Raw genomic sequence first — 25,821 nt, 5'->3', positions numbered from 1 at the left:
ATTGTATATACACATTGTTAGGCGCAGTTTCATACCGCCACTCATTTTGGAACCTTTGTCCACTTGAAGCTGGAATTAAATGGTCCCAGGTCTTGGGCAATAGCTGTAATGTCAAGTAGCGCGTCTCCGTTCACTGAGTAGGCATCACACAGTGCCACTTGCTTTAGCTCTAGATACTCCTCTACTTTGTCAGCTTGCATTGCAATATTTGTCCCAAGATAGTCAGCTCTAACACTTGGATAAATGATTGCTGGTACCTTAGTATTTCGAAACTTCAACTCAGCTATTGCTGCAGAAATTTTGTAGTCGTTATCGTTTTTGATATCCTTCTTAGCAAACTCTTCTGAAATAAACTCTCCAATAAGTTTCGCGTCATCCTTGTTTACGGTCGTACTGCTACTAATCGTTTTATGCCAGTCATCTATTATTTTACTCACAGCTTTTGAAACTCTGAGTTTCTCACTGTACAAATAGCAGTATGCAACAAAAGGCTTCTTAACTCGCCATTGTCCAATGGTATATGTTATCTTAAAATTTCTATGGTTTCTGAATTCTTCTGACAATTCAGTCAGGATTGTCATGCGTGGATGCGGAATTTCATCACTTTTCAGTGAGCCGTAAAAAACAGAGCTTAACGGTGCGTTCGCTCTTCCGTAAGTCCGTATGTTAAAGAAATCTTCTCTCGCTGAAATTTCAGCTTCAGAATAGAATAGCTTATCTGAGATGTTGACTCGCCCCCGCTCAATTATCATTCCTTCCTTCATGTCAATCTCAGTCGTTGGAATCATCCCTAAACTCTTGATCGTCTCAACTACACGATGAAATGAGATTTTACTTAGGTCGGAATTTTTTAAGTTCTCTATGATTTCCTTCTTTGTCATAAAATTGCGCCTAACGTCCGGCTATATTCAACTGTTGCATATATTTCCGACATCCGGAGCCCGTGCTGTTGCATATAGCATCTAATATCGGAAGGTTTTATGCAAGTCTCCAAATTTTTGAGTGCACTTCAAGTATCCTAATGCACCATCAAACCCAAAGAAAGCCCCGGCCAGTTATCAAGCTTTAATTCTTTGGCTGCTGCAACTTGTTCAGTGTTTTCCTTGTGTAAATAGGCATTCCACGAAAGTGCTGCAAAGAAATAGACGCTGCTGTTTTTTGGTTTTATCCGGCTGCCCACCAGCACCTCGGGCTTGCTGATCAGGTTCAGTTCTTTCGTTAATTTCTTTTTCGCTTCATTCAACTGTTGCATAGTAATGCCATAGGCGTAAAACCATATTTCGTTCACACCTGGCCGTTGCGATCTGTTGTAGATGTACTTCCGCAAGGCATAACCCAGCGCCCACTGCGCATCTCTGTCTACCAGCCAGCTGCTTCCCTTTGAATAGATCAAAGCACTGTGTACATATTTATTCTTATGCGTAGTCACAATCCTTCCGTTTTTTATATTGCCTGTGGTTACTTCCAGGTTAATCGGAAACAACTCTGTGGCATACAAGGCGAGATGACCAAATGAACCGATGTTCAGTAAACCAATGGCCGTACCATCGATGGTTCCTATTTCTTTTCCCCTTTTATAAATGTTAACCAAGCCGATCTGTGTGCCCTGCATGCGTCCTCCTATATTCACTAAACCAATCTGGTAACCGTTCATGCGTTCTTTGGCTTTGTTTACCAAACCTATCTGCCAGCCAGTGTAGTCACTATTCTCATAACCGTTTTTTCCTTCTATAAAACCTGCTCTGTTAAAAAGAGAAAATTGTAAACCATATAATCCCCCATCGGTATAATTGCTGAGTGTGGCGAGCTGCACACCGTCCATCGATTGGTAAGAAGTGTTGGTAAGGCCCGCGAGCTGAAACCCGAATGAATATTTATACACCACATTGCTGATACCCGCCAACTGAAAACCAAAAAGTGCATTGTGCACCATGTTTATGCCGCCTGTGGCCTGCCAGCCGTAAGCATTGGAAAGCACATGGTTGATAAGGCCTGAGAATTGCGCACCGATCATATTGGCTTCGAAGCCGCTGTTGCGCTTTTCGATGCTTTCCTTTTCACTCAAGCCTTTGTAGGCATTAATGCCTGTTACATTCACGAGTCCTGCCACTTGCAGTCCGCGGGTTTTCAATTCATTGGCATTTGAAATAAGGGCCAGCTCTAAAAAGTTAGTAGCGCCAGTATAGCCTGAAGTAAAATTGAAGGAAAATATATTGGTCTTGTCACTGCCATGTATGCCGTTGGTGCTGATGCCAGGACTTAAGGATAGATGAAAAAGTTTGAGTTGCTTTTTCCGTGCTTGTGGAAAAGCCAGTGTGCTGCATACGCACACCACGAGTAGGGTTTTTAACATAAAGAGGGTTAGGCTTACCCTTTTAACTGTTGGTATAAATTTTTAGTATACTGAAATCGATAAAATAACTTCTATAGCAGACGAACAACTTGTCACATCAAAATAATCAGGCGTCAGACGGCTGATTTTTAAAGTAAAAAAGCCGTTAGACGCCTCTTCAACAGTTTTTGAGATGAATGCTAGTAAGTCTTTGTGATGTCTGACGGAATAGCGATAAGGTAATCCGCCAGGCCTTTATTGGCATCCTCCAGTTGGTTGATGTCATTTTGTTCCACTACCTGAAGTGTTATTATCTTCATCTTGGCATCGGCTTTTTTAATGTACCATATTATGCCTTCAAAGTTTTGCGAATGGTAGGAGCCGTTGACATGCAAAAAAGGAAAATTTTTATTCTTTAAAATGAAATGTGCCATGGTTGCATCTTTCACTGCCTGCGAACGTGCCATGTTATCTGCACTACCAGGTGCACCATGTCCACCCATTTGATCGATCATGGATTTATAACCGCTTAATGTCAAATCGATCGTAATGGGCAAGGTGGCAATCCAGTTTTTTGCTTCGGGGGCAATTGAATTTAATTGGTCTATGCCTTTTTTATAAACAATGTTAGCGTAACGTCTGGGTACATTGGTGGCGATAACACGTTGTTTGTTTTCTCTGGCAAACTCCACCAAGGGTTTATAATCGTTTTTGTAGTTATCCCACACCTTCGCTTCACTCAATAAAAGTTTTTCATCGATGAGTCCTGCGAGGTATTCATCCAGAATAATCTGGTTGTCGGCTTCAAACATCTCCATGCCAAGGGTTACAGAGCCTCTTTGCGCGAAGAGATCTTTCATTACCTGTAGCTCCAGCCAGTGGGCAATGGAATTATCGTGTAACTCTCCAAAGAAAGTAAGGTCTGCTTTGGCAGCGTCTTTCATCATGGCGGTGAAATCGCTGGGCTTGCCATCTTTGGTAAAAACCTTATACGTTGCTTTGTCTTGTGCGTAAGTAAATAGTGTGGCGGTAAGTAAGCAGCAAACGAGTAGTTTTTTCATAAAAATTTATTCTCTTTACAAAGTTGGAATAAATTTTCAATTTGACATAATAAAACTTAGTTGGTTTAAGGCTATACCGCGAGAAGTTTAACACAGAGTGAACTGGGAAATAAAGGTTAAGCAATTTCAAATTTAAAATTTCAAATTTGAAATTGCTCCCAGATTGCTTCGTCACCCCAACACACAACCCAACCCAGTTCCTCGCAATGACGCGAATTTATTTTCAAATCTTCAAATTCTCAAATCTTCAAATCAATCAACGAATCAGCACATCATCACATCAACTAGATTGCTTCGTCATGCCTTCACACATTCCAACCCAATTCCTCGCAATGACGCGAGTGTATTTTCAAATCTTCAAATTCTCAAATTTTCAAATCAATCAACGAATCAACACATCAGCACATCAACGAATCATCAAATCATCACATCAATCTACTGTTTCCTCAAATACACCCTCCCGTATTTCGATTCAACTTCCAGTTCATTGCCTGTACCTAATTCGTAGCGAACGGAAGTCCAGTTGTCATAGTTATCAGGAAAGTTACTTCCATCAGGCTTCTGAGCAAGGTTGGTAAATATCTCTCCGAATTTTGTTCTGGCGCTTAGCATTTTTAAACCTTGTGTGGGCACGGTTACATCAACGCCACCATAAGTGGCTGTAACCGTAAGGGGTGCCTGGCAAGCAAGCAACTCCACCATGCCATATTTAGCATCAATGCTGGTCGTCTTATTCTTTGGGATAAATATCTCGAGTTCAATCTCTATGATTACACCATTGTTCATGTAGCGATAGTTCTTACCCTTTTCCTCCATAAATTTTTGTATTTCCGGATCGCGGTAATTGTCTGTTTTAAAATAGTACTCTTCTGTACCTTGCTTGATCAGCGTGCGCTTTGGCAGCTTGTCTTTATTACGTATGGAGGAAGTGATGACTAAGGCACCACTTTCATTGCTGGCAATAAGCTCAAAGGCTTCGTCATTTTCGCCCCGGTTAATGCTTACCGTTCCTTTAATACTTACTTCCTGTTTATCCCAGGTGCTTATTTTAATTAACTCGGGGTAGTCAAATTCTAACACCAGGTTTTGTGAAGCCTGTATCGGAAAGCTTTTCTCAATTTTTGTTTGCGCATAGACACAGAGTGGTAACGCAAATACTAAAAATAGTATTCTGGTTTTCATGTTAGTGTTTTTAATGTGTGTATTTTAATCTGATCGTGCTAGGTTCCGCGGCACAGTGTTAATTGAATTAATACGCTGCGTCTGATCATCTTAATTTCTAACTACTAGTTCCATTCTTTGCTACAATCCGTCTGACCGCTGTAAATTTTCGCATTCAGCGGTCTGACGGATTAGCACTGATTATTTGATTCTTATTATTTTAAACTAGTAATATTCAAAAGATTAGCAGCGATCTCTATAAAAAATACTAGATACGTATGAAGTAGCTTAGTATTTTATTCGCCTTGTAGTTCAGGCTATTTTTTTCGAAGATAAATCTTGCCGTAATCAGAGCGCAGGTCGATGGCAAAACCTCCACCATTCAGTTTTCCGTCCAGCTTATCGCCCCATTGTGTCATGCCATCCTTCTTGTTTACCTCCAGGTTAAAATCTGAGGCCATGTACAACTCACCATAAGAGGTTGTCATTTTCAGATTTGCCTTGGTCGCTAATGGTAAAGTAATATCCACATGACCATAGACAGATACAATCGACAGCGGGCCTTTTACGGAAGTGCTGAAGTCTGCATCAACTCCACCATAGACTGTTTTTAAAGTTAATGGTCCGGTTACGTTTTCCAGTTCGATGCTATTGTACTGGCAGGAGATTTCAATCTCATTTTCCATGTTTCTGAAAACGGCTTTGCCTCCATATTGCGATTCATGATTGAAGTAGACAATTACACCTTTTGGCACCAATACTTTAATTTTAGGCGAATTCATTTTCTTCAGCTGACGAACCTCAACAATATTATCCTTGGTTGTTACATTAATACCAAGTCCTGTGTTGTCATCGAGGCCCATACCATTTACCGATTTCAGGCCAACGGCTCTTTCATCTTTATCACGCTCTCCGTCTTTAGAAGAGAAGATTATTTCATTACCGGCATGGCCTTCTACTGTTACATTGCCTGTGTAGATTTCAAGTCGGCCGGAACTCTTGTTTACCTTGTATTCCTGCGCAGTAGCTAGTGTTGCAAAAAGCAATAGTGCGCCTGTTATTAATTTCGTTTGCATGTGTTTACCTGATTAGAATGTTCACTTATATATTAAATCTTTCATGAAAGCTTGAGTATGGCTGTATGCGCTTCATCGCGTACAGCTTTTATCGATTGGTCATCTTCGATAATATCTTTTAATTGTGGCATAATCGATTGTTCCTTGATTTGCACCAACAATTGTATTAAGGCAATTTGTACCGAAGGATCTTTCTGTATGGCCAGACTTTGAATCAGCTTGCGTTTCACTGCGGGGTCTGCATGGAATTTTGATAAAGCTTCCAGTGCCGACAAGCGCACGTTTGTGTTCGCATCTTCATTCAGCACATTAAAAAGCGCCATGGTAATTTCATCATCGGCTTGTGGAATTGAGTTGGCTACCGATACACCCATCATACGCTGACTGGCAGAGAGTTCATTGTTCATCATGGCCATCATCATATTTTTTGTCTCCTGCAATTGTCTTTTCAATTCAGCCATTTCGCGTTGCTGTTGCCACTGATTGTTTACCCAAAAGCCTATTCCACCGGCTATGATCAGCAATAGAAGTGTTGCCGCCATTTTATACGCTATCGGACTAAAGAACACCTGCTTGCTTTTCTGCTTCAACTCTTGTTGCAAGGCTGCTTCAAATGATTCGCGCAGCGCAGCGCTTGGTTTCCATTCAGCGCTTTTTGTTATGCTGCTGTTAACGTGTTTCAGTTGCTCGAACCAGGTACGCAAGTCTGCATCTTCAGTCAACATGCGTTCTGCTTCCTTACGTTCCTCTACTGACAAATTTCCATCCAGGTAATCCATCAGCTTTTGTTGTACCGTCTCGTTAATCATACGCCTCTAATTGAAAATAATGTTCCTTAAGTTTTATCATGGCCCGGTGCACTTTAATTTTAATGTTGGCCACGGTTGTATTTAAAATCTCTGCTACTTCTTCGTACTTCATATGCTGAAAACGGGTAAGCACCAGTAACTCTCTTTGCTCTTCCGACAACAGACTCAATGATTGATGAAGTCTCGCCTCTCTTTCTTCTTCCGCCTTGCTGTCTTCATCCGGAATAAAATCAGCCAGTCGCTCTACATCTGTTTTCGAATTCATGCTTCGCTTCATTGACTGATAATGATCTGAAAACACATTTCTTGCCAGTTGATAAATCCAGGATTGAAAACGCATACTCTCTTTATAGGTATGCCTGTATTTCAACATGCGCAGAAAAACATTTTGCGTCAGGTCTTCGCCCACTTCCTTATCCATTGCCAACCGTGCCAGAAAATTGTAGAGGCGCAGGTGATAGCGCTCGAACAGCACCGCGGCCTGTTCCAGCTTACCATTTTTTACTGCCTCCATGATGGCCTCGTCAGTCATTGGGAAAGGTTTTTATCAAATTTCAGCTTAGTTACCATCAAGCACTCAAAAGGTTACAAAAGAATTTAAAATTAAATGTCGTTCAGTTAAGCCTTTTTTATTGCCCTGCCTTTGCCGAAGCGGCTACGTGCAGGCAGGCTCACCTCAAATCCTCTCCAAAGGAGAGGATGGATGCGGAAGCTTAACTAAACGACATTAGTTTAAAGATTGTAAAAAAGTTTTAAAACTATTTTACATACATTTACGTAATAAATAACATCATGAAGGGAACAAATCTTGGCGAGTTTGAGGAACTCGTATTGCTGACTATTGCCGTATTGTTAAATGATGCCTACAGTGTAGCCATTTGCGATGAGTTGGAAAGACAGACCAAGCGCTCGGTAAAACTGGGTGTTGTACATGCTGTACTCAATCGACTCGAGGAAAAGGGCTATATAAAAAGCAGACTTGGCGAGGCAACACAAACACGTGGTGGTAAAAGAAAAAGATATTACGCGGTTACCAGTGCTGGAAAATCTGCCTTGTACAAAGCGAAAGAACTACGCGATCAGTTATGGAGCATGATTCCTGAGTTCTCTTTAAAAGCAGTGTGATGAAAAAAATAAAAGAATCATCACCGCCAAAATGGGCAACACGCCTGCTTACCTGGTATTGCAAACCAGCACTGCTCGAAGATCTGGAAGGCGACTTGTATGAGTATTTTCTGCGCAATGTTGAGAAGAAGGGGTTACGAAAAGCAAAACTCATTTACATTATTGATGTGTTTAAATTTTTCAGATTATATACCGTACGCAAACCTGAATTCATCAATTATTTAATCAACTGGATTATGCTGGGCAGTTACATTAAAACCTCTGGAAGAAGTCTTGTTCGCAATAAACTTTTTTCCACCATTAACATAGCTGGTCTTGCCATTAGCATGACCGTTGGTTTATTATTAATTGGTGTATTAATGGATGTGTTTTCCTATGATCGCTTTCATGAAAAACATGATCAGATTTATCGTGTGATTAGTCGCTATCAATACCTGGAACATCAGGACAGGAATTTTATGGCGACCAATTCACTTCGCACTGCCAAAGCGATAGAAGAAAACTTTACCGGTCATGAAGGTGTTGCTGTGCTGCGAAGAGGTTTAGCGGGAGATGTGCAGTTTGGCGAAAAGGCCGTTCCACTATCCGGGTACTGGGCCAACAATTCACTTCTATCTGTATTCTCCTTTCCATTGGCAGAAGGTAATCCCGCTACTGCGCTAAAAGAACCCTTCTCGCTGGTGTTAACACAAACTGCCGCCCATAAAATATTTGGTGATGAAAGTGCGCTGGGCAAAACCATTTTAATGAATGATGAAAAGGAATATACCATAACGGGGGTGCTACAAGACTTACCTGCCTTTTCTCACATGAAATTTGAAATGCTGTGCTCAATCAATACACTACCGATGAGCGCTCCCGAGCGTGCTAAAAGTGATGAAGCATGGGATAATGTCTGGAGCCATTGGGTTTATGTGGTTATTCCTGAAGAAAAAAATCTTGCGGTATTTCAAGACAACTTAAATAAACTAAGTGCAAAGGAAGATCTCACTGTAAAAAATACCCACATCGAATTGGCACTTCAACCCCTGGATGATATCATGTTGGGTGATAGTATGGGAAATGAAATAGGACCCACCATTGGCACTACCATACTTTGGGTTTTCCTGGCCCTCTGCATCATTGTTATGCTTTCGGCTTGCTTTAACTATACCAATCTTTCTATCGCCCGCTCATTGCGAAGATCCAAAGAAGTGGGTATTCGCAAAGTAATTGGTGCTGTGAGGGGTCATGTAATTGCTCAGTTTACAACGGAGGCCATTGTTTTATCATTATTGTCACTGGTGGCGGCTTACCTGCTTTTCCTTTTTGTGAAGCCACACTTTATCAGCATGGAACCTGATCTGCAGAAAATATTAGTGCTTAAAACATCTCCGTTACTGATCTTATACTTTTTTGCCTTCGCCATCTTTATTGGTCTGGTGGCCGGTATTTTCCCTGCCTTATTCTTTGCAAGGCTCAATACGATCAGTGTACTCAAGAATAGCTCTCAAAAAATATTCAGTAAAGTGACCATGAGAAAAGTACTCATTGTCTTTCAGTACACTATATCCTTAATGTTAATTACCGGGACTTTCATTATTTATAAACAGTATAAACATTTTGTAAATTATGATCTTGGCTACACAACAAATAACATTCTCAATATTGCTGTAAACGATGACAATGCTGCGCTTCTTAAAAACGAATTGGCTGCCTTAAATGAAGTAGAAGATATTTCCCGATCTGCTATGGTGCTGGGTGTTGGCAATTATTGGTCAACCCGCATGAAAAATCCTGCGAAGCCAATGGATTCTGCCCATGTTTGGTTTATGTCTGTTGACGATAAGTATTTATCACTGCACAACCACCGGCTATTGGCTGGCAGAAATTTTACAGCCTTGGCTCCTGATGCAGGTGAAAGCGAAGTCATCATAAACGAACATGTAATCAAACGACTGGAACTTGTTAAGGGTGATTATGTGGATGCACTCGGTAAAGAAATTATTGTAGATGGAAAAGTTTTAACCATTGTGGGTATCATCGATGATTTTGAATACGGCCGTGCCAATAATAATAACAACAGAGAAGTACTCTTGCGTTATAGCCCAAAAGATTGCCAATACCTTAATGTAAAACTGGCAAGCCCAAGTTCACCTGCCTTGATAGCAAAGATTGAATCTCTCTGGAAGAAAATAGATCCCGTACATCCATTACAGGCAAAACTATATGACGAAGAAATTAAAGAAGCATTTAGCGGTTTATCTGCCTCTGTAAAGGTAGCAGGCGCTATTGCTTTTCTTACCATTTGCATTGCCTCTATGGGCATGTTAGGCATGGTGGTGTTTACTACAGAAACAAGAATTAAAGAAGTGAGTGTGCGCAAGGTCTTGGGTGCCAGTGTTGCTCGCTTGCTCTTGCTGCTGGGTAAAGGTTTTTTTGCACTTATTGGTATTGCCGTTGTGATTGCCTTACCCGCTACATATTTATTTTTCGAACAAATTCTATTACCTAAGGTGGCTAACCATGCGCCTATTGGCCCCTTCGATATGGTGATTGGTGTATTGGCTGTTGGCTTATTGGCTGCTCTTTTGGTTTTCTCACAAACTTTAAAAGTAGCCAATGCAAATCCCGCTGAAGTACTGAAGAATGAGTGAACTAAAATAATGTGAGTTGATCGTTGGGTAATTCCTGAACCAGATTTGGTTTTACTTCACCAAAGTTAGACAGGGAGATACCCAACAAACGCACTTTTACATTTTCTATTTCAGTTTGTTGTAATAAACTAAGTGCTGTTTCAAGGATCGTGCCCTCATCATCTATACCACTAAGAAATGATCTGCTTCTGGTAATCTGTCTAAAATCGTGATACTTAACTTTTAAGGTAATGGTTCTGCCTTTGAGTTCTTGTTTTTGCAAACGATTTACAACCAAAACCGTTAACTTCTTCAGTTGAATAACCATCTCCTCTACATCGGTTAAATCGTAAGCAAAGGTGTCTTCCGCCCCAACCGATTTAGCTTCACGATCAGGTTTTACCGGGCGCTCATCCTGACCTCTTACAATTTTATAGTAGAACCTGCCGGTTTTACCAAAATGCCTGACGAGTTCAGCCTCAGTTAGTTTTTTTAAATCAGCTCCGGTATGCAGGTTCATGCCCTTCATTTTTTCGGCTGTTACTTTACCAACACCAAAAAATTTCTCGACTGGCAATCTCTCAATAAAATTTTCTACACGCGAAGGCCCGATAAAGGTTAAGCCATTAGGCTTGTTCATATCAGAAGCTATTTTAGCAACGAACTTGTTAATAGAAATGCCGGCTGAGGCTGTGAGTTGAAGCTCGCTGTTAATGGCATTTTTAATTTGTGTGGCAATTTCTATGGCCGATCCTATGCCTAGTTTATCTTCGGTAACATCCAGGTAGGCTTCATCCAGCGAAAGCGGTTCTATTAAATCAGTATAGCGGTGAAATATCTCCCGGATTTTATAAGAAACTTCTTTATAAACAGCAAAACGCGGGTAGACAAATATTACCTGCGGACAAAGTTGCTTAGCTTTTTTGGAAGGCATGGCAGAACGCACACCAAATTTACGCGCCTCATAACTGGCAGTAGCCACAACACCTCCTCTACCTTCTGGAGAGCCACCCACAACGATAGGCTTACCACGATATTCCGGAAAATCTCTTTGTTCAATGGAAGCATAGAAAGCATCCATGTCTACATGAATAATTTTACGAAAAGGCTTGACGATGGCTTCTTCCATGCTTTTGCAAATTCAAGATCGTTTTCTAACCGCTAAATTTCGAAGAGACATTCTCTCAACTTTTAGAACCTCCGTAAACACCGCGACTTTAAGTAAACCACTAACCGCAAAGAGCGCTAAGGTTCGCAGAGACGTTGCCCTTTTCTTTGCGAACATCAGCACTCCGCGGTTAAGTAAATCGCTAACCGCAAAGGGCGCAAAGGTTCGCAGAGATATTCTCTAAACTCTGCGGTTAAACATTGTTCATGCAAATTACAAAGCTCCACTGACAAGCCTATGACAGGAGCGGAGCATTGATAAGGGAAAATGTGTTTCTTATAACTGATAAAGGGGGGAGGAACAGCCCGGGATAAAACGAAAAAGGCAGCTTGCGCTGCCCTCATCTCATAAACAAACCTAAAATTAACTTCTATTAACAAGCTCTCTTTCTTCTGTTCTATTGTTCAATTTGGCGACATAGTAAAAAAATACCCCAAAATGTACAAAGACCATGAAGAGAACCAGATATAACATTTCTATTGCCATTTACATTACAAAGGTGCACCCAAACCGAAACACAAGTTTGGTAAGGTTAGGGCAGGCAGCACGGAAGTAAGTTTCATTCATCTTTTGGCATATTTTATGGTCTGCACTTTCAAAAATTCTGTTCAGGCGTGTTTTATACTCTTTTATTTCGTTATTCTTACCGATTCTAAAATTCTTACATATGAAACGTTTTACCGGCTTTGCCTTACTTTTCATTATTTTATTTTCTGGCACCAAATCTTTGGCTCAATCAGCCGAAGCCGACAGCCTGCAGGGCCCACCCCGCGATTGGTTTTTACTCGATCCGGATGCTGATAAGTTTCAGGGCATCAGTATTGAAAAGGCTTACCAGCAGCTTTTAAAAGACAAGCCGGCAAAAAAGATCATCGTAGCAGTTATTGATACGGGGGTAGACATAGATCATGAAGACCTGAAAGGCCTTATCTGGGTAAACGAAAAAGAAATTGCAGGAAACGGAGTTGACGATGACAAGAATGGTTACGTGGACGATGTGCATGGATGGAATTTTATTGGCGGCAAAAATGGAAGCACCATAAACGATCATGCAGAAGTTACACGTGAGTACATACGATTAAAAGATCAGTTTGAAAATCCGGCCAAGGGTGTTAAAAAAGATAAGGAAGCAATCGCGTACTGGGAGAAAGTAAAAAAGAAATACGAGAACGATTCAAAAGCCAACCAAAAAAAACTGGATGAATTTACTGAACAGTTTTCTTTATATGCCAATGCGCTTTACACCATGGATTATTGTGATAGCATCATCCGACAGAAAAGTAAACTGGAGCGCATTACACTAAAAGAAATTGATGCTTTTGAGGCCAGTAATGATACGCTGCTGATGGTGAAGCGCACCTTGCAAAGTATTTATCAAAGTCTGGATCCTGAAACGGAGTTAGGCGATTTCCTGATCGAATTGGAAGCACACGTTATCGGGCTTAAAGAATATGTAGAGCATTTACAGGCCGCTGTAAAAAGTTACGACCTTACCTATAAGCCACGCGAAATTGTAGGAGATAATGAAAGCAATGCCACCGAACGCTTTTATGGCAATAATGATGTGAAAGATTCAGGCAAACACGGCACACATGTGGCTGGTATTATTGCTGCTAATCGCAACAATAAAGTGGGTATGAAGGGTGTTGCTGATAATGTACTTATCATGCCTGTTCGTGTTGTTCCCTCCAGTGGTGATGAGCGCGACAAAGATGTAGCCAATGGAATTTTATATGCCGTAGATAATGGTGCCAAAGTAATCAACATGAGTTTTGGCAAATACTTCTCACCTAATAAAGATGTGGTTGAAAAAGCCATTCGTTATGCAGAACAAAAAGGTGTGTTGCTGATACATGCTGCGGGTAACGATGGTGATGATATTGATGTAAAGGATCACTTCCCGGTCCCCACATATGCCAATGGCAAAACAGCTGCTAACTGGATGGAGATCGGAGCCTCCTCCTGGGGTGAAGGAAAAGAGTTTGTTGCCGACTTTTCAAATTATGGCAAAAAAACAGTAGATGTATTCTCACCGGGCACTGCTATTTATGCAACAGTACCTGGCAATGGATACGAATCTTTACAGGGCACCAGTATGGCCACGCCTGTAGTGGCGGGCATTGCGGCTGTTTTACTTGGTTATTTTCCACAGCTTAGTGTTACTGATGTGCGCGAAATAATAAGTCAGTCGAGCAGGAGATTTGATGGCTTGAAAGTAAACAAACCCGGAGGCAGTGATGAGATTGATTTTACAAGCCTGAGTAAGAGTGGCGGACTTGTTAATGCTTACGAGGCTGTTAAATTAGCCGCTACCTGGAAAAAGACACCCGCTAAAAAATAGTTTTTAGAAAACATATCGCAGGCCTATACCGCCTTGCAAATGTGTCCAACCCGGTTGCTGAAGCATATCGATGTAATACTCCATTTCTATAAAGGCAGAGATGGGTAGCTGGAAGTAGGCGTATTCAATACCCGCAGCAGCCTGTACACCCTGCGTTAGCCTTCTGGTTGTCAGAGTACCCGGTTCATTAAAATTGGGGGCTGTCTGGTAGAAATAATCGTATTCAATGCTGGTTCTTCTTAACTCCCAGCCAATACCTCCGTACACTTGTAAACCCTTTGAGAGTTTATCGGCATCAACCTGATACAATACTTTAGCATCTAATACAAAATCAGTTTTAATCTCGTGCGATAAGTATTCTACGCCTTCCAGACCAGGAGCAAGCTCCTCAGATTTTAAGGTAAACTCTTCTCTGAAAAGTTTGCTGTACAAACTGCTAGAAGGTGAACCAACATCTACCACAAGGGCATAATGTTTAACCGGATAAAGCTTATAACTAAATGAGAAAGGATCGCCCACTTTAAACCCTATACCCTGATAAGGATACTTGCTGTTTTCGAAAATCGGGCAGATAATTTTGGCTTTATGATGCCCAACCCGTGGCGCTTTAAAATTGTGTTTGTTAAGCGTGTAATTGCTTTTACTGTAGCTGCCCTTACTCTTTTGCCCAAGCGCCACCAGGCTGCCCAGCAAGCAAAGAATAACGGTAAAAAGAGACTTAAAGGGCAGCATGGAAACAAATATACGTTTTTTGCCTAGCCCATAAAGACCAGCTATATAAGATTAACAGCAGAACGTATCAGGCAAACTCCTTATACTGCATTTTATGCAGTTGTGCATAATATCCATCCTGTTGCAGCAACGCGTCATGCTTGCCCATTTCTTTTATTTCGCCCTTATCCAGCACGACTATTTTATCTGCATTTTGTATGGTAGAAAGGCGGTGGGCAATTACAATTGCTGTACGACCTTTCATCATCTTATCAATAGCCTGCTGAATCATCTCTTCTGTTTCACTATCCACAGATGAAGTTGCCTCATCCAACACTAAAATACGCGGATCGTAAACCATGGCACGAATAAATGAAATTAGCTGGCGCTGACCCACGGATAAGGTAGAACCACGTTCCATTACGTTGTAATTTAACTTACCGGGTAGGCGTTCAATAAATTTTCTGGCGCCTACTAAATCCGCAGCATGCCAAACCATTTCTTCAGTTACCTCTTCACTACCAAGACTTATGTTTTTATAAATAGTATCGCTGAATAAAAATACATCCTGCAAGACAACACCAATATTTTTTCTGAGATGACCCAATTCATATTCGCGTAAATCCCTGCCATCAATCTTTATTTCTCCTTTACTAATTTCGTAAAAACGATTTAACAAATTAATAATAGATGATTTACCTGCACCGGTTGCTCCGACCAGTGCCACTGTTTCTCCCTCCTTGATGTTGAGGTTAACACCTTTTAAAACATATTGCTCTTCATTATAAGCAAACCATACATTTTCAAGATTTACTTCTCCGCGGATATGGTCGGGCACATAGCTGCCGTTCTTCTGAACATCGGTTTGATCATCCAGCAGATTAAGAATACGAGATGAACTCACAATACCCATTTGCAAAGTATTATAACGATCTGCTATCATGCGTATCGGTCTGAAGAACATTTGGATGTACATGATGAAGGCGATCAGTTTACCTATGGTAATGCCTGTCATCTCTTCATGCAAAACACCTTTAGCACCATACCAAACCAATAAACCTATACCTGCTGCCGCAATAATTTCGGCTACAGGAAAATAGATTGAATAATATAATACCGAGCGAAGGTTGGCATCTCGGTGCTCTTTATTGATTTCCTGGAATTTTTTAGCCTCATGTTTTTCACTGGCAAAAATCTGCACGATGTTCATGCCTGTAATGTGCTCCTGAACAAAAGTGTTCAGGTTAGCCACTGCATTGCGTACATCATTAAAAGCAACTTTAATTTTTTCCTTAAAAATATAAGTACTGATCAGCATTAACGGAATGGTAGACAAACTCAATAACGAAAGCCGCCAGTCTGTATAAAACATGATCGCCAGAATGAAAATGATCTGAAGCAAATCGCTGACCATGGCCGCAAGGCCTTCACTGAAAACATCTGCCAGGGTTTCAACATCACTGATGGTACGCGTAACTAAACGCCCGATGGGTGTTTTGTCATAAAACCTGAGGCGGAGATTAACTAAATGATCATACAGCTTGGTGCGTATATCGCGAATCACCTGCTGACCCAGCCAGCCAGATAAGTACGTGTGTGCATATTGTGCAATGGATTGAATAAAGAGCATGCCCAACAAGATCACAATCATCCAAAGCATACCCATGTAGTCGCCATTCGCCACGTCTTTGTCAAGCGTGTATTGAATGAGCATGGGACGTACCGGTGACAGCAGACCGATAGCAATGGTAAGAAAAACCACTACATAAAATCTGCCTTTATACGGCCTTATGAAACGCATGAGCCGGCTTAATACCGACCAATCTATAATATTACCACTACTTACCTTTTCCTTTTCCACGCAAAGCCTGTTGTTATCGGTTATCAGCGATTAAACGCTTGTTTCTGTTTATTGTTGAAAGATTGATGCCGGGTACACTACGTTTGTTAAGAATAAACCATGTGGCGCCACATTCATTCCCGCCTGCTTTCGATCTTTCGATTCCAGTATCAATTTAAAATCCTGCAAAGATAGTTTTCCATTTCCAACTTCCAGCAGGGTGCCTACAATTGCCCTCACCATACCACGCAAAAAACGATTTGCCGAAATGTGAAAAATGAGTCTGTCGCCCTCTTTAACCCATTCTGCCCGTGTTAGGTTGCAATTAAAATTATTAACATCAGTCTTTACCTTGCTAAAAGCTTCAAAATCATGAATGCCAACCAATGTGGCTGCAGCCTGATTCATCAAATTAATGTCTAAAGTTTTAAAGTAATAAAGAGCCTGACCTTCCAAGAACGGATTCTTTTTTAATGTGATTCTGTATTCATAAGCACGTTCAGTGGCAGAAAAGCGCGCATGTGCTTCTTCGTTTACCAGGTGTATCGATCGGATAGCGATATCGCTGGGAAGAAAAGAGTTAATCTTACCAAGAAAAGAAATTTCATCGAGTGGCTGCTCAACATCAACATGAAAAAATTGCTTTTCACAATGTACGCCTGTATCTGTTCGCCCACTGCCCAGAATTACAATTTCTGTTCTCAATAATTTAGACAATGTATTTTCTACTACAGCCTGCACGCCAATAGCATTCGGCTGACTCTGCCAGCCGGCATAGTTTGTACCCTTATATGCTATCTCGAAGAAGTAACGCATCCTTAATAATTTCAAATTTGAAATTTGAAATTTTATAATCTCTCGTAGAGAATAGCCGAACCTTGCCCTACCCCAATACACATGGTAGCAATGCCATAACGCACTTCACGCTTTTGCATTTCGTGAATCAGTGTAGCCGATATACGCACACCACTGCAGCCCAATGGATGCCCAATGGCAATAGAACCACCGTTAACATTTACGATATCAGGATTAAGATCCAGGTCTTGCATGCATGCCAGGGATTGAGAAGCAAAGGCTTCATTAAGCTCTACCAAACCAATATCCTGAATTTTTAAACCTGCTCTCTTAATTACCTTGTTCACTGCTGGCACAGGACCAACACCCATGTAGGCAGGATCAACTCCGGCTATAGCCATAGCAACCACGCGTGCTTTTGGTTTAAGATTAAATCTTTTCAGCACATCTTCATTCACCAATAAGCTTACGGCCGCACCATCATTAATACCGGAAGAGTTTCCTGCAGTAACAGTGCCGCCCTCTTTAAACGCTGGCTTTAAAGCGGCTAGTTTTTCCATGGAGGTAACACGTGGATGTTCATCCTTATCGAACAACAAAGGATCATTCTTTCCCTTGGGTACTAATACGCTTACCAACTCATCATTAAATTTCCCGGCTTCATGTGCTTTTGCATATCGCATCTGACTTTGATAGGCAAACTCATCTTGCGCTTCACGACTTATTTTCCATTTCGCAGCTACATTTTCTGCAGTTTCACCCATGGTAAAAGGATGATACAGCTTCGACAGGGCGGGATTAATAAAACGCCAACCCATTGTTGTATCGTATATTTCTGTCTTGCGTGAAAATCCTTCCTCAGCTTTCGCCATTACAAAGGGGGCACGGCTCATGCTCTCTACTCCGCCTGCTAGGTAAGCTTCGCCTTCACCCAGCATAATAGACCTGGAGGCATCCATAATGGCTTGCAAGCCTGAAGCACATAAACGATTAACCGTTACACCACCCACCCCTACTGGTAAACCAGCCAGTAAAACAGCCATGCGTGCTACGTTACGGTTGTCTTCGCCTGACTGATTAGCAGCACCAAAAACAACATCTTCCAGTAACCTTACATCAAACGATGCATTGCGCTCTATTAATCGCTTAATCACCCATGCCGCCAGGTCGTCAGGTCTTACACTTGCCAAAGCACCGGCATATTTGCCAATGGGGGTTCTTACTATATCTGCAACGTAAACTGATCTCATAAAATACGTTTTACTTTTTTGTGAATACCAAATCAATATTTTGTGCTTGTATCATTCTGTTGTAAAGTTCTCTGATATAGTGATATTCATCAGCACTATAAACAGTACGGGTAACGTACAGCATACTCGTTAGTGTGAGTTTAGAACCGTTTGCTTTAAAATCGCAAATATACCGCCCTCCGTTCGCAGGCAGTGCAAGGGCTATCTTCTCAGGTAAAGATGCAAAGGTAATGTTTTCAGGCAGGTCTATGTTGAGTATAAATATTTCATCAATAGGCACTCCAAAGTCAACAGGATAAAGTCTGGTCTCCGATTTGAAAGGATTCTTTCCCAGTTTCCCTGCCAGGAAAGGGTTGAATAAAAAATTCTCAGGCCGCTCGGTAATGAAATCGTTAATCTCTACTGCAAACGATTCTCTTACTGGTTTCGAAAGGTCATCAAGATTTTCAATTGTAATCGCTGACGGTTTAAGTGCGTTGAACTCATTACTTACTGCATTCTCATATTCAACTTTATCTCTAAAGCGCTGCGCTTCTTTGCGTTTGTTTGCAGCCTTGTAGCCAAAGTAAGTACGTTGCATATCGCCCGTGATTTTTCCATCAGGCTCCATTTTCAAGTTGCACATCGTCACTAGTTTTGCCTTTTCACTCGGCTTAATTTCGTACCAGTAGGATGATTTATCGGACAACGCCCTTCCTTTCCCATTGAAGCATCTTTCCGGTATCATACCAAAAGGCATGAAGTCGTCTGTGGCATCCAGCAGATAAGTTTTGCCTGCTATCTTAACTTTTGCAATAACGTAGTTAAAGTCACTTATAACAGGATATATATCCGTTGGCAGTCCATTTTTCCGGGTAGAAAGAATAAGCGGCTCTACGGTAAAGCCTGCAAATTTCAAGGCAGCAATCAGTGTTAAATTAATATCACCTACGTTTCCTCTTTTATTAGCCAACGCTTCTTTAACGCCAAACTCACTATAAATCCCATAAACTTCATTCCATTGATACTCATCTTTAATAAAATCGTAAATCTTATTGGCCATCGTAAGTGAATCGCGCTCAGTGCCAACCAACACTGTTAGTTGATCGCCCAATATCTCTTTACCTCTTTTAATTTGAATTCCGAATTTTCGATCAGCCCTTAACTCTTGTTCTGCATCCTTCCACTCCTTTGTAACTTTATCTACTCTGCCATCAAAATATCGCACCTCCGATAATTCAAAATAAATGGCTGATAAGAAGTTGGACTTGGCTGTCATATAGTCCTCCTCAACAAAGGCAGGAATATTTTCCATACCAAATTTGTACCTCACACAATCTGCGTGTGTGCCCGAACCATAACTCCCGCCACTTATTATTACACACTTTTCAATAATTTTATTCTCATTAAGCGATAATTTCAATGGCCCTCTTAGTGCCAAGTTATACACATAGTTTCCAGGAATTTTGACCCAATACTCACTCCTTCGTTTCGGAATGTCCGACTGAAAGTTCCAAGTATAAAAATTAAAAATGAAGGGTGTCTGGAGTGTAACCTTATACTCTATAATTGAACCAACTTGCGCGTTAGGAATTGTAAACTTCTTAAGGTCAAAGAATTTTCCGGCATCCTCTTCAAATATTGCCTTATTGCTCATTTTTGTTTCCTGAATAGCTCCGTCAATCAGGTTGAATGACGATGCCTGAATGGAAATAATTTTTTCGTTATTTTTTTCAGTTTTACGCAGAGGTATTTGCACATTGGCCTTCTCAATGCCTTCAGGTTTTAATATTTTAATTTTTACATGATAGTTAACGATCAATTCATAACCGCGGTCTGTGTCGATATAGGCATCACCGGTTTCATTTAACACAAAAGCTATGGCACTTGTATCCTTTTCGTAAACAATGGATTTTAAATCAAAAGTCGATATTTTACCGAATTCAAAATCAAAATTTTGCGCTAAGGTGTTCGTACTATGCCCCAGTATTGCTAAAAAAACCAATAAACAGCTTATAGATCTATTTAAGATTAGAGGAAGTTGCCGCATCTGCTAAAAATTATTGATAATATTGCCGGCAAGTTAAAGCAAGCTTTATATGTGGCAAAGAATTCAAACTGTATTTCTGGTAGTTGTTATCATTTCAATGGTGGGGCTCATTTTTATGCCCATTTGGGTATTTCAGCCAGAGACTGAAAATTCGCATCAATTATTTGCACTACACTACACCGAAAAAACAAACGGTGTAGCTAATACCCTTTACATGCCGTATGCCATCACAGCGATGCTGGCGGTGGCGGCAGCAGCCATAGCTTTTATCAGTATTCGCAAATTCAAAAACCGTATTTTACAAATGAAGCTAGGTGCACTTAACTCCTTACTTATGTTGGGGGCCATGGTAAGCATTGTGGTTTTTGTAATGGATTTAGCCAAAAGTCATAACGGTGGTCAATACGGGTCCGGTTTTTGGATGATTGCCACAGGGGTTGCAGCCAACTTTTTGGCCAATCGCTTTATTAGAAGGGATGAAAAATTAGTGCGCGACTCCGAACGCTTACGGTAGTTTTCCGTATAAAAGCTCAAAACATTATACATATGAAAAAAATATCTGTTTTGAGCCTGATGTTCCTCGCAAGCTCATTTGCCTTTGCACAAGAATATAAAATCATCACAACAGTAGAATCCATAGTTCCTCTGGGCCTTGGTCGTTCCAGAATGTTGGATGCTAAAGAAGCCAGTGACTATAAAAGTCTTACTACTGCCCGTGTGGATGGTAAAAAAAGTGAACAGGGAGATATTAAAAGAGAAGACGTAAAAATTAACAACTTCGAAGAAACAAAGCTCCTCAACTTCTATAGCGCAGTAGGTATTAACTTTCAAAATATTGCCTCTAACGATGCCGTTGTATCTTCCAAATTAACTGAAATGGCCAAAGAAGGCTGGGAACTTATGTTTGTGACCAGTGGCGTTGAAAGCGAAGCCGGTAAGCAAGATGGGGAGGGTATTTTTATAACACGTTACGTGTTTAAGAAAAAGTAAAGTCTGCCAAGCTGTCATTAATTCCATATTGGAACAATAGTTGAAATCCTGCTCCGGCAGGATTTTTTAATTCTAACAAGTACAACTATGGCAGAAGTAGCAGAAAAAGGCAGTATCTCGATACATACCGAGAACATTTTTCCCATCATCAAAAAATTCCTTTACAGCGACCACGAAATTTTTCTACGGGAGCTCGTATCCAACGCAGTTGACGCCACTCAAAAGTTAAAGAAACTTTCTTCTCTGGGCGAGTTTGGTGGGGAGCTGGGCGACCTCAAAATTGAGGTTAAGTTCGATAAAGAGAAACGCACCATAACCGTAAGCGATAAAGGCTTGGGTATGACGGGCGAAGAAATAAAAAAATACATTAATCAAATTGCCTTCTCAGGTGCCACTGAATTTGTTGAGAAATTCAAAGACAAAACCGATGCAAAGGACATCATTGGTAAATTCGGTCTTGGTTTTTACTCAGCCTTTATGGTGGCTGATAAGGTGGAGGTTGTTTCCAAATCTTTCAAAGATAATACTGAAGCCGCACGCTGGATATGCGATGGCTCAACAGAGTTTGAATTAACTTCAGCAACAAAAGAAGAAAGAGGCACTGATGTAATACTTCATGTTAATGCAGACTCTGATGAGTTTCTCGATGAATCCCGTCTGAAAGGCATCCTTGAAAAGTACTGCAAGTTTCTTCCGGTTGAAATAAAATTTGGCACTAAAAACGAAAGTGTTGAAGATGGTGAAGAACCGGACGGTAAGAAAAAATTCAAGACAGTTACTGTTGACAACATCATTAACAACCCTGCCCCACTTTGGGCAAAATCACCTACGGAATTAAAGGATGAGGACTACATTTCGTTTTATAAAGAGCTCTATCCTTTCAGCGAAGATCCTCTTTTCTGGATTCACCTCAATGTTGATTATCCTTTTAACCTTACCGGTATTCTGTACTTCCCTAAGGTGAAGAATGATTTCGAAATTCAGAAAAATAAAATTCAGCTTTACTCCCGTCAGGTGTTTATTACTGATGAGGTGAAGGACGTAGTGCCTGATTTCCTTATGTTACTCCACGGTGTTATCGACTCACCAGATATTCCGTTGAATGTTTCCAGAAGTTATTTACAGAGTGATGGCAACGTTAAAAAAATCAGTCAACACATTACAAAAAAGGTAGCTGACAAACTGCAGGAGCTTTTCAAGAAAGACAGAGCAGATTTTGAGAAGAAATGGGACGATGTAAATATTTTTGTTAAGTACGGTATTATCAGCGATGAGAAATTCTACGACCGCGCTAAAGATTTTACACTGCTTAAAAATGTTGATAAGCAATATTTTACATTAGAAGAGTATAAAGAAAAGGTAAGCACTAACCAAACCGATAAAGACGGTAGTCTTGTTTATTTATACAGTACGGATGCAGGTAAGCAGGATAGTTTTATTCAAGCTGCTAAAAATAAATCCTATGATGTACTGCTATTAGATGGTGTATTAGACAATCACTTCATTAATACATTTGAGCAAAAACTTGAGAAGACACAGATCAAGCGTGTTGACAGTGAAATTGTAGATAAGCTTATCGACAAAGACACAAAGATGGAAAGTGTGCTCAGCAATGAAGAACAGGAAAAAATAAAAGCCATTTTCGAAAAAGCCATCAATAACAAACTGATGACTGTGGCTGTAGAATCACTTTCGACTGATGATCTGCCTGTCGTAATTACCATGAGTGAATGGATGCGCAGAATGAAAGACATGGCCAAAATGGGTGGCGGTGGCGGTTATGCCTTTATGGGTGGCATGCCTGATAACTACAACGTATCCATCAATGGTAATCACGCCATCACGCAAAAAATTCTGAAAGCAGAAAATGAAGAGCAGCAAATCAAACTTGCCAAACAAGCTTTTGATCTGGCATTGCTCTCTCAAAATATGCTGACGGGTGCCGATTTAACCAGCTTCATCAAGCGCAGTATTGAAATGGTTGGGTAGTTTACACTCACTAATTTAATTGCAGCTGAACCAGTCTTTTTACCAAAAGACTGGTTCAGCTTTTTTATGTGCATATGTTTAAGCCATAATACCTTATCAGGCAAGATAAGTGCTGAGCTTACTATTTAAAATGTGGAGATTAACTTGAAAGTGTGTACACAACTAGGAAAAATGAGGTTATGGTTCAAAAAAAACGAGACCTGTTTTTTCAACTCGATGAATATTCTCCACTCACCTTTTGACAGGTAACTAAAGGCCAGCAGTTTATACCACTTACCGTTAAAAAAAAGGAAATTATTTTCAGCAGAACTTACTTATTCATGACGTAATCGTCAAACCTGAGTGTATCGGTTACATTCTTGGATTTTGCGGTAGGGCTTAATTGGTAGGCCAGTGCTACTGCTGATAAAAAGAAGAAACAAAGATACAGGGTATAAAAAGTAAAAGGAGAAAAGTTAAACACACCCTGGTAACTCAGGTAATTGTAGGAGAAGGCCACCGCCAATGCTAAAATACCTAACACGCTAAACCATGCACCATGTCTTTCAAACAACATAGCCCTGAGAATAACGACAACAATATAAAGCAGCAATACACCAGCCAGCATCAAATAAATATTTAACAAATTGGTATAGACAACTGCGGGTGTGGCCATCGTAAGGAATACAAATACATAATTTGGATACAAAAGGATTTTCTTGATCAGCTGGTTTGTATCTAAAACATAGAGCTTGGAAACAAACTGAATGGCCAGTGCCATGGTAAAGTACAAGGTTATGTATTCAATTTTTATTGACAGCTCCCAATCAAACCAGGGCATCCAATGAATGGCGAGGTATTGCTCTGAAAAAATGGAGCGCAATCCCCAGGTAAGGCAAAGCAATGCAAAATAAAGTGCTGCTTTTTCCTGCTTAACAAAAGCATAGATAAGAATAAAGAATAATCCCAGGAAGGTGAGCACACCGAGTAAAATCATGTTAACTAGATGCGCGCTGCTTTGTTGAGCTAGCAACTCTTCTGGCGAGCCCAAGCGAATAGGATTTTTGATTCCCCCGATGGCATGGTGAAAATTAGCTATTTGTAAAGTGAAGTTAAGTGTGTCGTTAGTAACCGGAAAGCTAACAACTTGAGGAAGCCATTGGGGTTGCGTTGTTCTTCTTGAAGAACTCACCTCTCCGTTTTTGGCAATTAAAACTCCATTTACCCATAAATTATAAGCACAATAAAGCTGCGGTATGTCTACAGCCAGTGATTTTTGGTTGGTATTCACTAAAACAGATAGCTTATACGTTGCAACACCCTGACTGCTGTCATCACTCCAGCGATGTGGAAAATTAACTAGTGTAAAATTAGCCGGGGTTTCGTAATGCTCTAGTTGTTGATCTTCATAATAGCGCCATTGGCCATTCATCGATACCGGTGACTCCTTAAAAGTATGTGTGCGTAGGTCGAGGGTCCCTTCTAATGCGACAGGTTTAGTTTGCGCAACTACGGGCACAACGTAAAAACTAAGCAACATCAATGCTGCTAAAACTCTTGTTACCATTTGCTTGGGGCTTTGGTAGATTAAAACCGAAGTCGAATATACACTAAATTAGGTATTGTCCATTTGCAAACGGTAGCAAAGCGAGTAAATGTAAGTTTTTCACCAATCTTTACTTTTTCCAAACCAGTAAAAGACCATTTAATCTGGCAGTTGGTTCGTAATAACCCTATCGTAGGTGATAAAGTCTGTATTTACCGGTTCAAAACCCTTTTGGCGGAGCAGAATGGCAACTTGCGCCCGGTGGTAAGTAGAGTGATTTACAAGGTGGATCATGATGTTCTCTACTTTATTTTTATATGGATCGCCTACATAATTGTTGTACGACAATTCTCTGTCGAAATGTTCATTTTCGCCAACATAGTCTAACCACTTTTTCCCTATTTCGTTACTCATCGCATCTAACTCGGCAAGGCTGTATTGCTTCCATAACGGATATGGAGCTGTTGAATTTCCGGTGATTCTGGCCAGCCAAATGTGTAGCGCTGAAAGTGTATGACTCATCAAGGTCAGAATCTTCTCATCACTTACCTGCTGTTTTTTTAAACAAGCTATTACCTTCTTATTTGCCCAATCGTTGTAGTTATACAATTTTAAAAAATACGACTTCATCTTAAGCTATCTAAAGTTTGATATAAACCGGGAGCAAGTTATAAGGTTTTGATCACAAATTAATTTTTAAGCGGATGCTTTTAATCAGGATTATTGATTGGCAAAAGTATAAGGTTTTGCACCTTTCAATACTTCAAGTTCACCTAACAGTCATTTGTTATTATTAAAGAGCGGATTACAAAGAGTTGGTCATTACATGCACAATTCCGAAATGGTTATTAAGAAACAGAGACTATCAATGAGCATAATTCCTCATTAACTTTACTATTTTAGCATCAGGGTAACATAAAATACTTTGGAATATCATGCAATGGGCTGTCAAACAATGGCTTCATCTTTAAATAATACCTACGGGCTGCTACAGCAAGGGACCC

At 40.5% G+C, this 25,821-nt stretch carries 21 protein-coding genes; 6 read left to right on the top strand and 15 right to left on the bottom strand.

Features of this window, described 5'->3' with window-relative positions; all coding sequences use genetic code 11:
- Positions 1-41: 41 nt before the first annotated feature.
- From ACO1XM_RS13175 to ACO1XM_RS13145, 7 genes are all read right to left on the bottom strand, one after another.
- On the bottom strand, positions 42-881 hold the full coding sequence (locus tag ACO1XM_RS13175; RefSeq protein ID WP_486229704.1) for a hypothetical protein: 840 nt from the start codon (positions 879-881) through the stop codon (positions 42-44).
- Positions 882-1,018: 137 nt separating this feature from the next.
- A complete protein-coding gene (locus ACO1XM_RS13170; RefSeq protein ID WP_486229702.1) occupies positions 1,019-2,353 on the bottom strand; it encodes an LA_2272 family surface repeat-containing protein in 1,335 nt (444 codons plus the stop codon).
- 179 nt (positions 2,354-2,532) lie between these two features.
- A complete protein-coding gene (locus tag ACO1XM_RS13165) occupies positions 2,533-3,393 on the bottom strand; it encodes a ChaN family lipoprotein (RefSeq protein ID WP_486229700.1) in 861 nt (286 codons plus the stop codon).
- Between the two features lie 435 nt (positions 3,394-3,828).
- On the bottom strand, positions 3,829-4,575 hold the full coding sequence (locus tag ACO1XM_RS13160; protein ID WP_486229698.1) for a hypothetical protein: 747 nt from the start codon (positions 4,573-4,575) through the stop codon (positions 3,829-3,831).
- A 296-nt stretch (positions 4,576-4,871) separates the two neighbouring features.
- Positions 4,872-5,630: a DUF4097 family beta strand repeat-containing protein gene (locus ACO1XM_RS13155; RefSeq protein ID WP_486229696.1), complete on the bottom strand. Its 759-nt coding sequence runs from the start codon at positions 5,628-5,630 to the stop codon at positions 4,872-4,874.
- Between the two features lie 41 nt (positions 5,631-5,671).
- Entirely contained in the window at positions 5,672-6,439 is a 768-nt protein-coding gene (locus ACO1XM_RS13150) for a hypothetical protein (RefSeq protein ID WP_486229694.1), read from the bottom strand.
- Entirely contained in the window at positions 6,432-6,971 is a 540-nt protein-coding gene (locus ACO1XM_RS13145; RefSeq protein ID WP_486229692.1) for an RNA polymerase sigma factor, read from the bottom strand. The genes ACO1XM_RS13150 and ACO1XM_RS13145 overlap by 8 nt, the downstream gene beginning before the upstream one ends.
- Positions 6,972-7,231: 260 nt before the next feature.
- On the opposite strand from ACO1XM_RS13145, the gene ACO1XM_RS13140 reads away from it, so the two are divergent.
- Both ACO1XM_RS13140 and ACO1XM_RS13135 read left to right on the top strand, forming a co-directional pair.
- On the top strand, positions 7,232-7,564 hold the full coding sequence (locus ACO1XM_RS13140; protein ID WP_486229690.1) for a PadR family transcriptional regulator: 333 nt from the start codon (positions 7,232-7,234) through the stop codon (positions 7,562-7,564).
- The gene (locus tag ACO1XM_RS13135; RefSeq protein WP_486229688.1) at positions 7,564-10,200 is read left to right on the top strand and encodes an ABC transporter permease; all 2,637 of its coding nucleotides are present in this window, start codon (positions 7,564-7,566) and stop codon (positions 10,198-10,200) included. Before ACO1XM_RS13140 ends, ACO1XM_RS13135 begins: the two co-directional genes overlap by 1 nt.
- Before the next feature lies 1 nt (position 10,201).
- Here the strand turns inward: ACO1XM_RS13135 and dinB are convergent, their stop codons facing one another.
- A complete protein-coding gene (gene dinB, locus ACO1XM_RS13130; protein ID WP_486229686.1) occupies positions 10,202-11,308 on the bottom strand; it encodes a DNA polymerase IV in 1,107 nt (368 codons plus the stop codon).
- A 706-nt stretch (positions 11,309-12,014) separates the two neighbouring features.
- Here dinB and ACO1XM_RS13125 point away from each other — a divergent pair.
- Entirely contained in the window at positions 12,015-13,688 is a 1,674-nt protein-coding gene (locus tag ACO1XM_RS13125; protein WP_486229683.1) for a S8 family peptidase, read from the top strand.
- 3 nt (positions 13,689-13,691) lie between these two features.
- On the opposite strand, the gene ACO1XM_RS13120 is transcribed toward ACO1XM_RS13125, so the two are convergent.
- From ACO1XM_RS13120 to ACO1XM_RS13100, 5 genes are all read right to left on the bottom strand, one after another.
- Positions 13,692-14,420 carry a hypothetical protein gene (locus tag ACO1XM_RS13120; RefSeq protein ID WP_486229681.1) on the bottom strand — a complete coding sequence of 243 codons (729 nt, stop codon included), beginning with the start codon at positions 14,418-14,420 and terminating at the stop codon, positions 13,692-13,694.
- A 67-nt stretch (positions 14,421-14,487) separates the two neighbouring features.
- Positions 14,488-16,260, bottom strand: coding sequence for an ABC transporter ATP-binding protein (locus ACO1XM_RS13115; RefSeq protein WP_486229679.1), 1,773 nt, complete (start codon positions 16,258-16,260; stop codon positions 14,488-14,490).
- A gap of 48 nt (positions 16,261-16,308) precedes the next feature.
- Positions 16,309-17,055 carry a tRNA pseudouridine(38-40) synthase TruA gene (gene truA, locus ACO1XM_RS13110; RefSeq protein WP_486229677.1) on the bottom strand — a complete coding sequence of 249 codons (747 nt, stop codon included), beginning with the start codon at positions 17,053-17,055 and terminating at the stop codon, positions 16,309-16,311.
- Between the two features lie 32 nt (positions 17,056-17,087).
- Positions 17,088-18,284 (bottom strand): thiolase family protein, encoded by a 1,197-nt coding sequence (locus ACO1XM_RS13105; RefSeq protein ID WP_486229675.1) that lies wholly within the window; start codon positions 18,282-18,284, stop codon positions 17,088-17,090.
- Between the two features lie 10 nt (positions 18,285-18,294).
- Positions 18,295-20,268, bottom strand: coding sequence for a DUF3857 domain-containing protein (locus ACO1XM_RS13100; RefSeq protein WP_486229673.1), 1,974 nt, complete (start codon positions 20,266-20,268; stop codon positions 18,295-18,297).
- A gap of 94 nt (positions 20,269-20,362) precedes the next feature.
- On the opposite strand from ACO1XM_RS13100, the gene ACO1XM_RS13095 reads away from it, so the two are divergent.
- The 3 genes from ACO1XM_RS13095 (at position 20,363) to htpG (ending at position 23,292) form a co-directional block, all read left to right on the top strand.
- Positions 20,363-20,827 carry a DUF4293 domain-containing protein gene (locus tag ACO1XM_RS13095; protein ID WP_486229671.1) on the top strand — a complete coding sequence of 155 codons (465 nt, stop codon included), beginning with the start codon at positions 20,363-20,365 and terminating at the stop codon, positions 20,825-20,827.
- Between the two features lie 32 nt (positions 20,828-20,859).
- Positions 20,860-21,303, top strand: coding sequence for a hypothetical protein (locus ACO1XM_RS13090; protein WP_486229669.1), 444 nt, complete (start codon positions 20,860-20,862; stop codon positions 21,301-21,303).
- A gap of 87 nt (positions 21,304-21,390) precedes the next feature.
- The gene (gene htpG, locus ACO1XM_RS13085; protein ID WP_486229667.1) at positions 21,391-23,292 is read left to right on the top strand and encodes a molecular chaperone HtpG; all 1,902 of its coding nucleotides are present in this window, start codon (positions 21,391-21,393) and stop codon (positions 23,290-23,292) included.
- 310 nt (positions 23,293-23,602) lie between these two features.
- On the opposite strand, the gene ACO1XM_RS13080 is transcribed toward htpG, so the two are convergent.
- Positions 23,603-24,838: a 7TM-DISM domain-containing protein gene (locus ACO1XM_RS13080; RefSeq protein WP_486229665.1), complete on the bottom strand. Its 1,236-nt coding sequence runs from the start codon at positions 24,836-24,838 to the stop codon at positions 23,603-23,605.
- A gap of 138 nt (positions 24,839-24,976) precedes the next feature.
- Positions 24,977-25,447, bottom strand: a complete 471-nt coding sequence (locus ACO1XM_RS13075) for a DinB family protein (RefSeq protein WP_486229663.1) — start codon at positions 25,445-25,447, stop codon at positions 24,977-24,979.
- Positions 25,448-25,821: the final 374 nt, after the last annotated feature.

The sequence above is a fragment of the Chryseotalea sp. genome (assembly GCF_057350905.1).
This window is presented reverse-complemented; position numbering and strand designations above follow the sequence as displayed.

Bases quoted from the DNA above. Each gene is read 5' to 3' on its own strand.
- ACO1XM_RS13175 (WP_486229704.1), bottom strand. From the start codon at position 881: ATGACAAAGAAGGAAATCATAGAGAACTTAAAAAATTCCGACCTAAGT.
- ACO1XM_RS13170 (WP_486229702.1), bottom strand. From the start codon at position 2,353: ATGTTAAAAACCCTACTCGTGGTGTGCGTATGCAGCACACTGGCTTTT.
- ACO1XM_RS13165 (WP_486229700.1), bottom strand. From the start codon at position 3,393: ATGAAAAAACTACTCGTTTGCTGCTTACTTACCGCCACACTATTTACT.
- ACO1XM_RS13160 (WP_486229698.1), bottom strand. From the start codon at position 4,575: ATGAAAACCAGAATACTATTTTTAGTATTTGCGTTACCACTCTGTGTC.
- ACO1XM_RS13155 (WP_486229696.1), bottom strand. From the start codon at position 5,630: ATGCAAACGAAATTAATAACAGGCGCACTATTGCTTTTTGCAACACTA.
- ACO1XM_RS13150 (WP_486229694.1), bottom strand. From the start codon at position 6,439: ATGATTAACGAGACGGTACAACAAAAGCTGATGGATTACCTGGATGGA.
- ACO1XM_RS13145 (WP_486229692.1), bottom strand. From the start codon at position 6,971: ATGACTGACGAGGCCATCATGGAGGCAGTAAAAAATGGTAAGCTGGAA.
- ACO1XM_RS13140 (WP_486229690.1), top strand. From the start codon at position 7,232: ATGAAGGGAACAAATCTTGGCGAGTTTGAGGAACTCGTATTGCTGACT.
- ACO1XM_RS13135 (WP_486229688.1), top strand. From the start codon at position 7,564: ATGAAAAAAATAAAAGAATCATCACCGCCAAAATGGGCAACACGCCTG.
- dinB (WP_486229686.1), bottom strand. From the start codon at position 11,308: ATGGAAGAAGCCATCGTCAAGCCTTTTCGTAAAATTATTCATGTAGAC.
- ACO1XM_RS13125 (WP_486229683.1), top strand. From the start codon at position 12,015: ATGAAACGTTTTACCGGCTTTGCCTTACTTTTCATTATTTTATTTTCT.
- ACO1XM_RS13120 (WP_486229681.1), bottom strand. From the start codon at position 14,420: ATGCTGCCCTTTAAGTCTCTTTTTACCGTTATTCTTTGCTTGCTGGGC.
- truA (WP_486229677.1), bottom strand. From the start codon at position 17,055: ATGCGTTACTTCTTCGAGATAGCATATAAGGGTACAAACTATGCCGGC.
- ACO1XM_RS13105 (WP_486229675.1), bottom strand. From the start codon at position 18,284: ATGAGATCAGTTTACGTTGCAGATATAGTAAGAACCCCCATTGGCAAA.
- ACO1XM_RS13095 (WP_486229671.1), top strand. From the start codon at position 20,363: ATGTGGCAAAGAATTCAAACTGTATTTCTGGTAGTTGTTATCATTTCA.
- ACO1XM_RS13090 (WP_486229669.1), top strand. From the start codon at position 20,860: ATGAAAAAAATATCTGTTTTGAGCCTGATGTTCCTCGCAAGCTCATTT.
- htpG (WP_486229667.1), top strand. From the start codon at position 21,391: ATGGCAGAAGTAGCAGAAAAAGGCAGTATCTCGATACATACCGAGAAC.
- ACO1XM_RS13080 (WP_486229665.1), bottom strand. From the start codon at position 24,838: ATGGTAACAAGAGTTTTAGCAGCATTGATGTTGCTTAGTTTTTACGTT.
- ACO1XM_RS13075 (WP_486229663.1), bottom strand. From the start codon at position 25,447: ATGAAGTCGTATTTTTTAAAATTGTATAACTACAACGATTGGGCAAAT.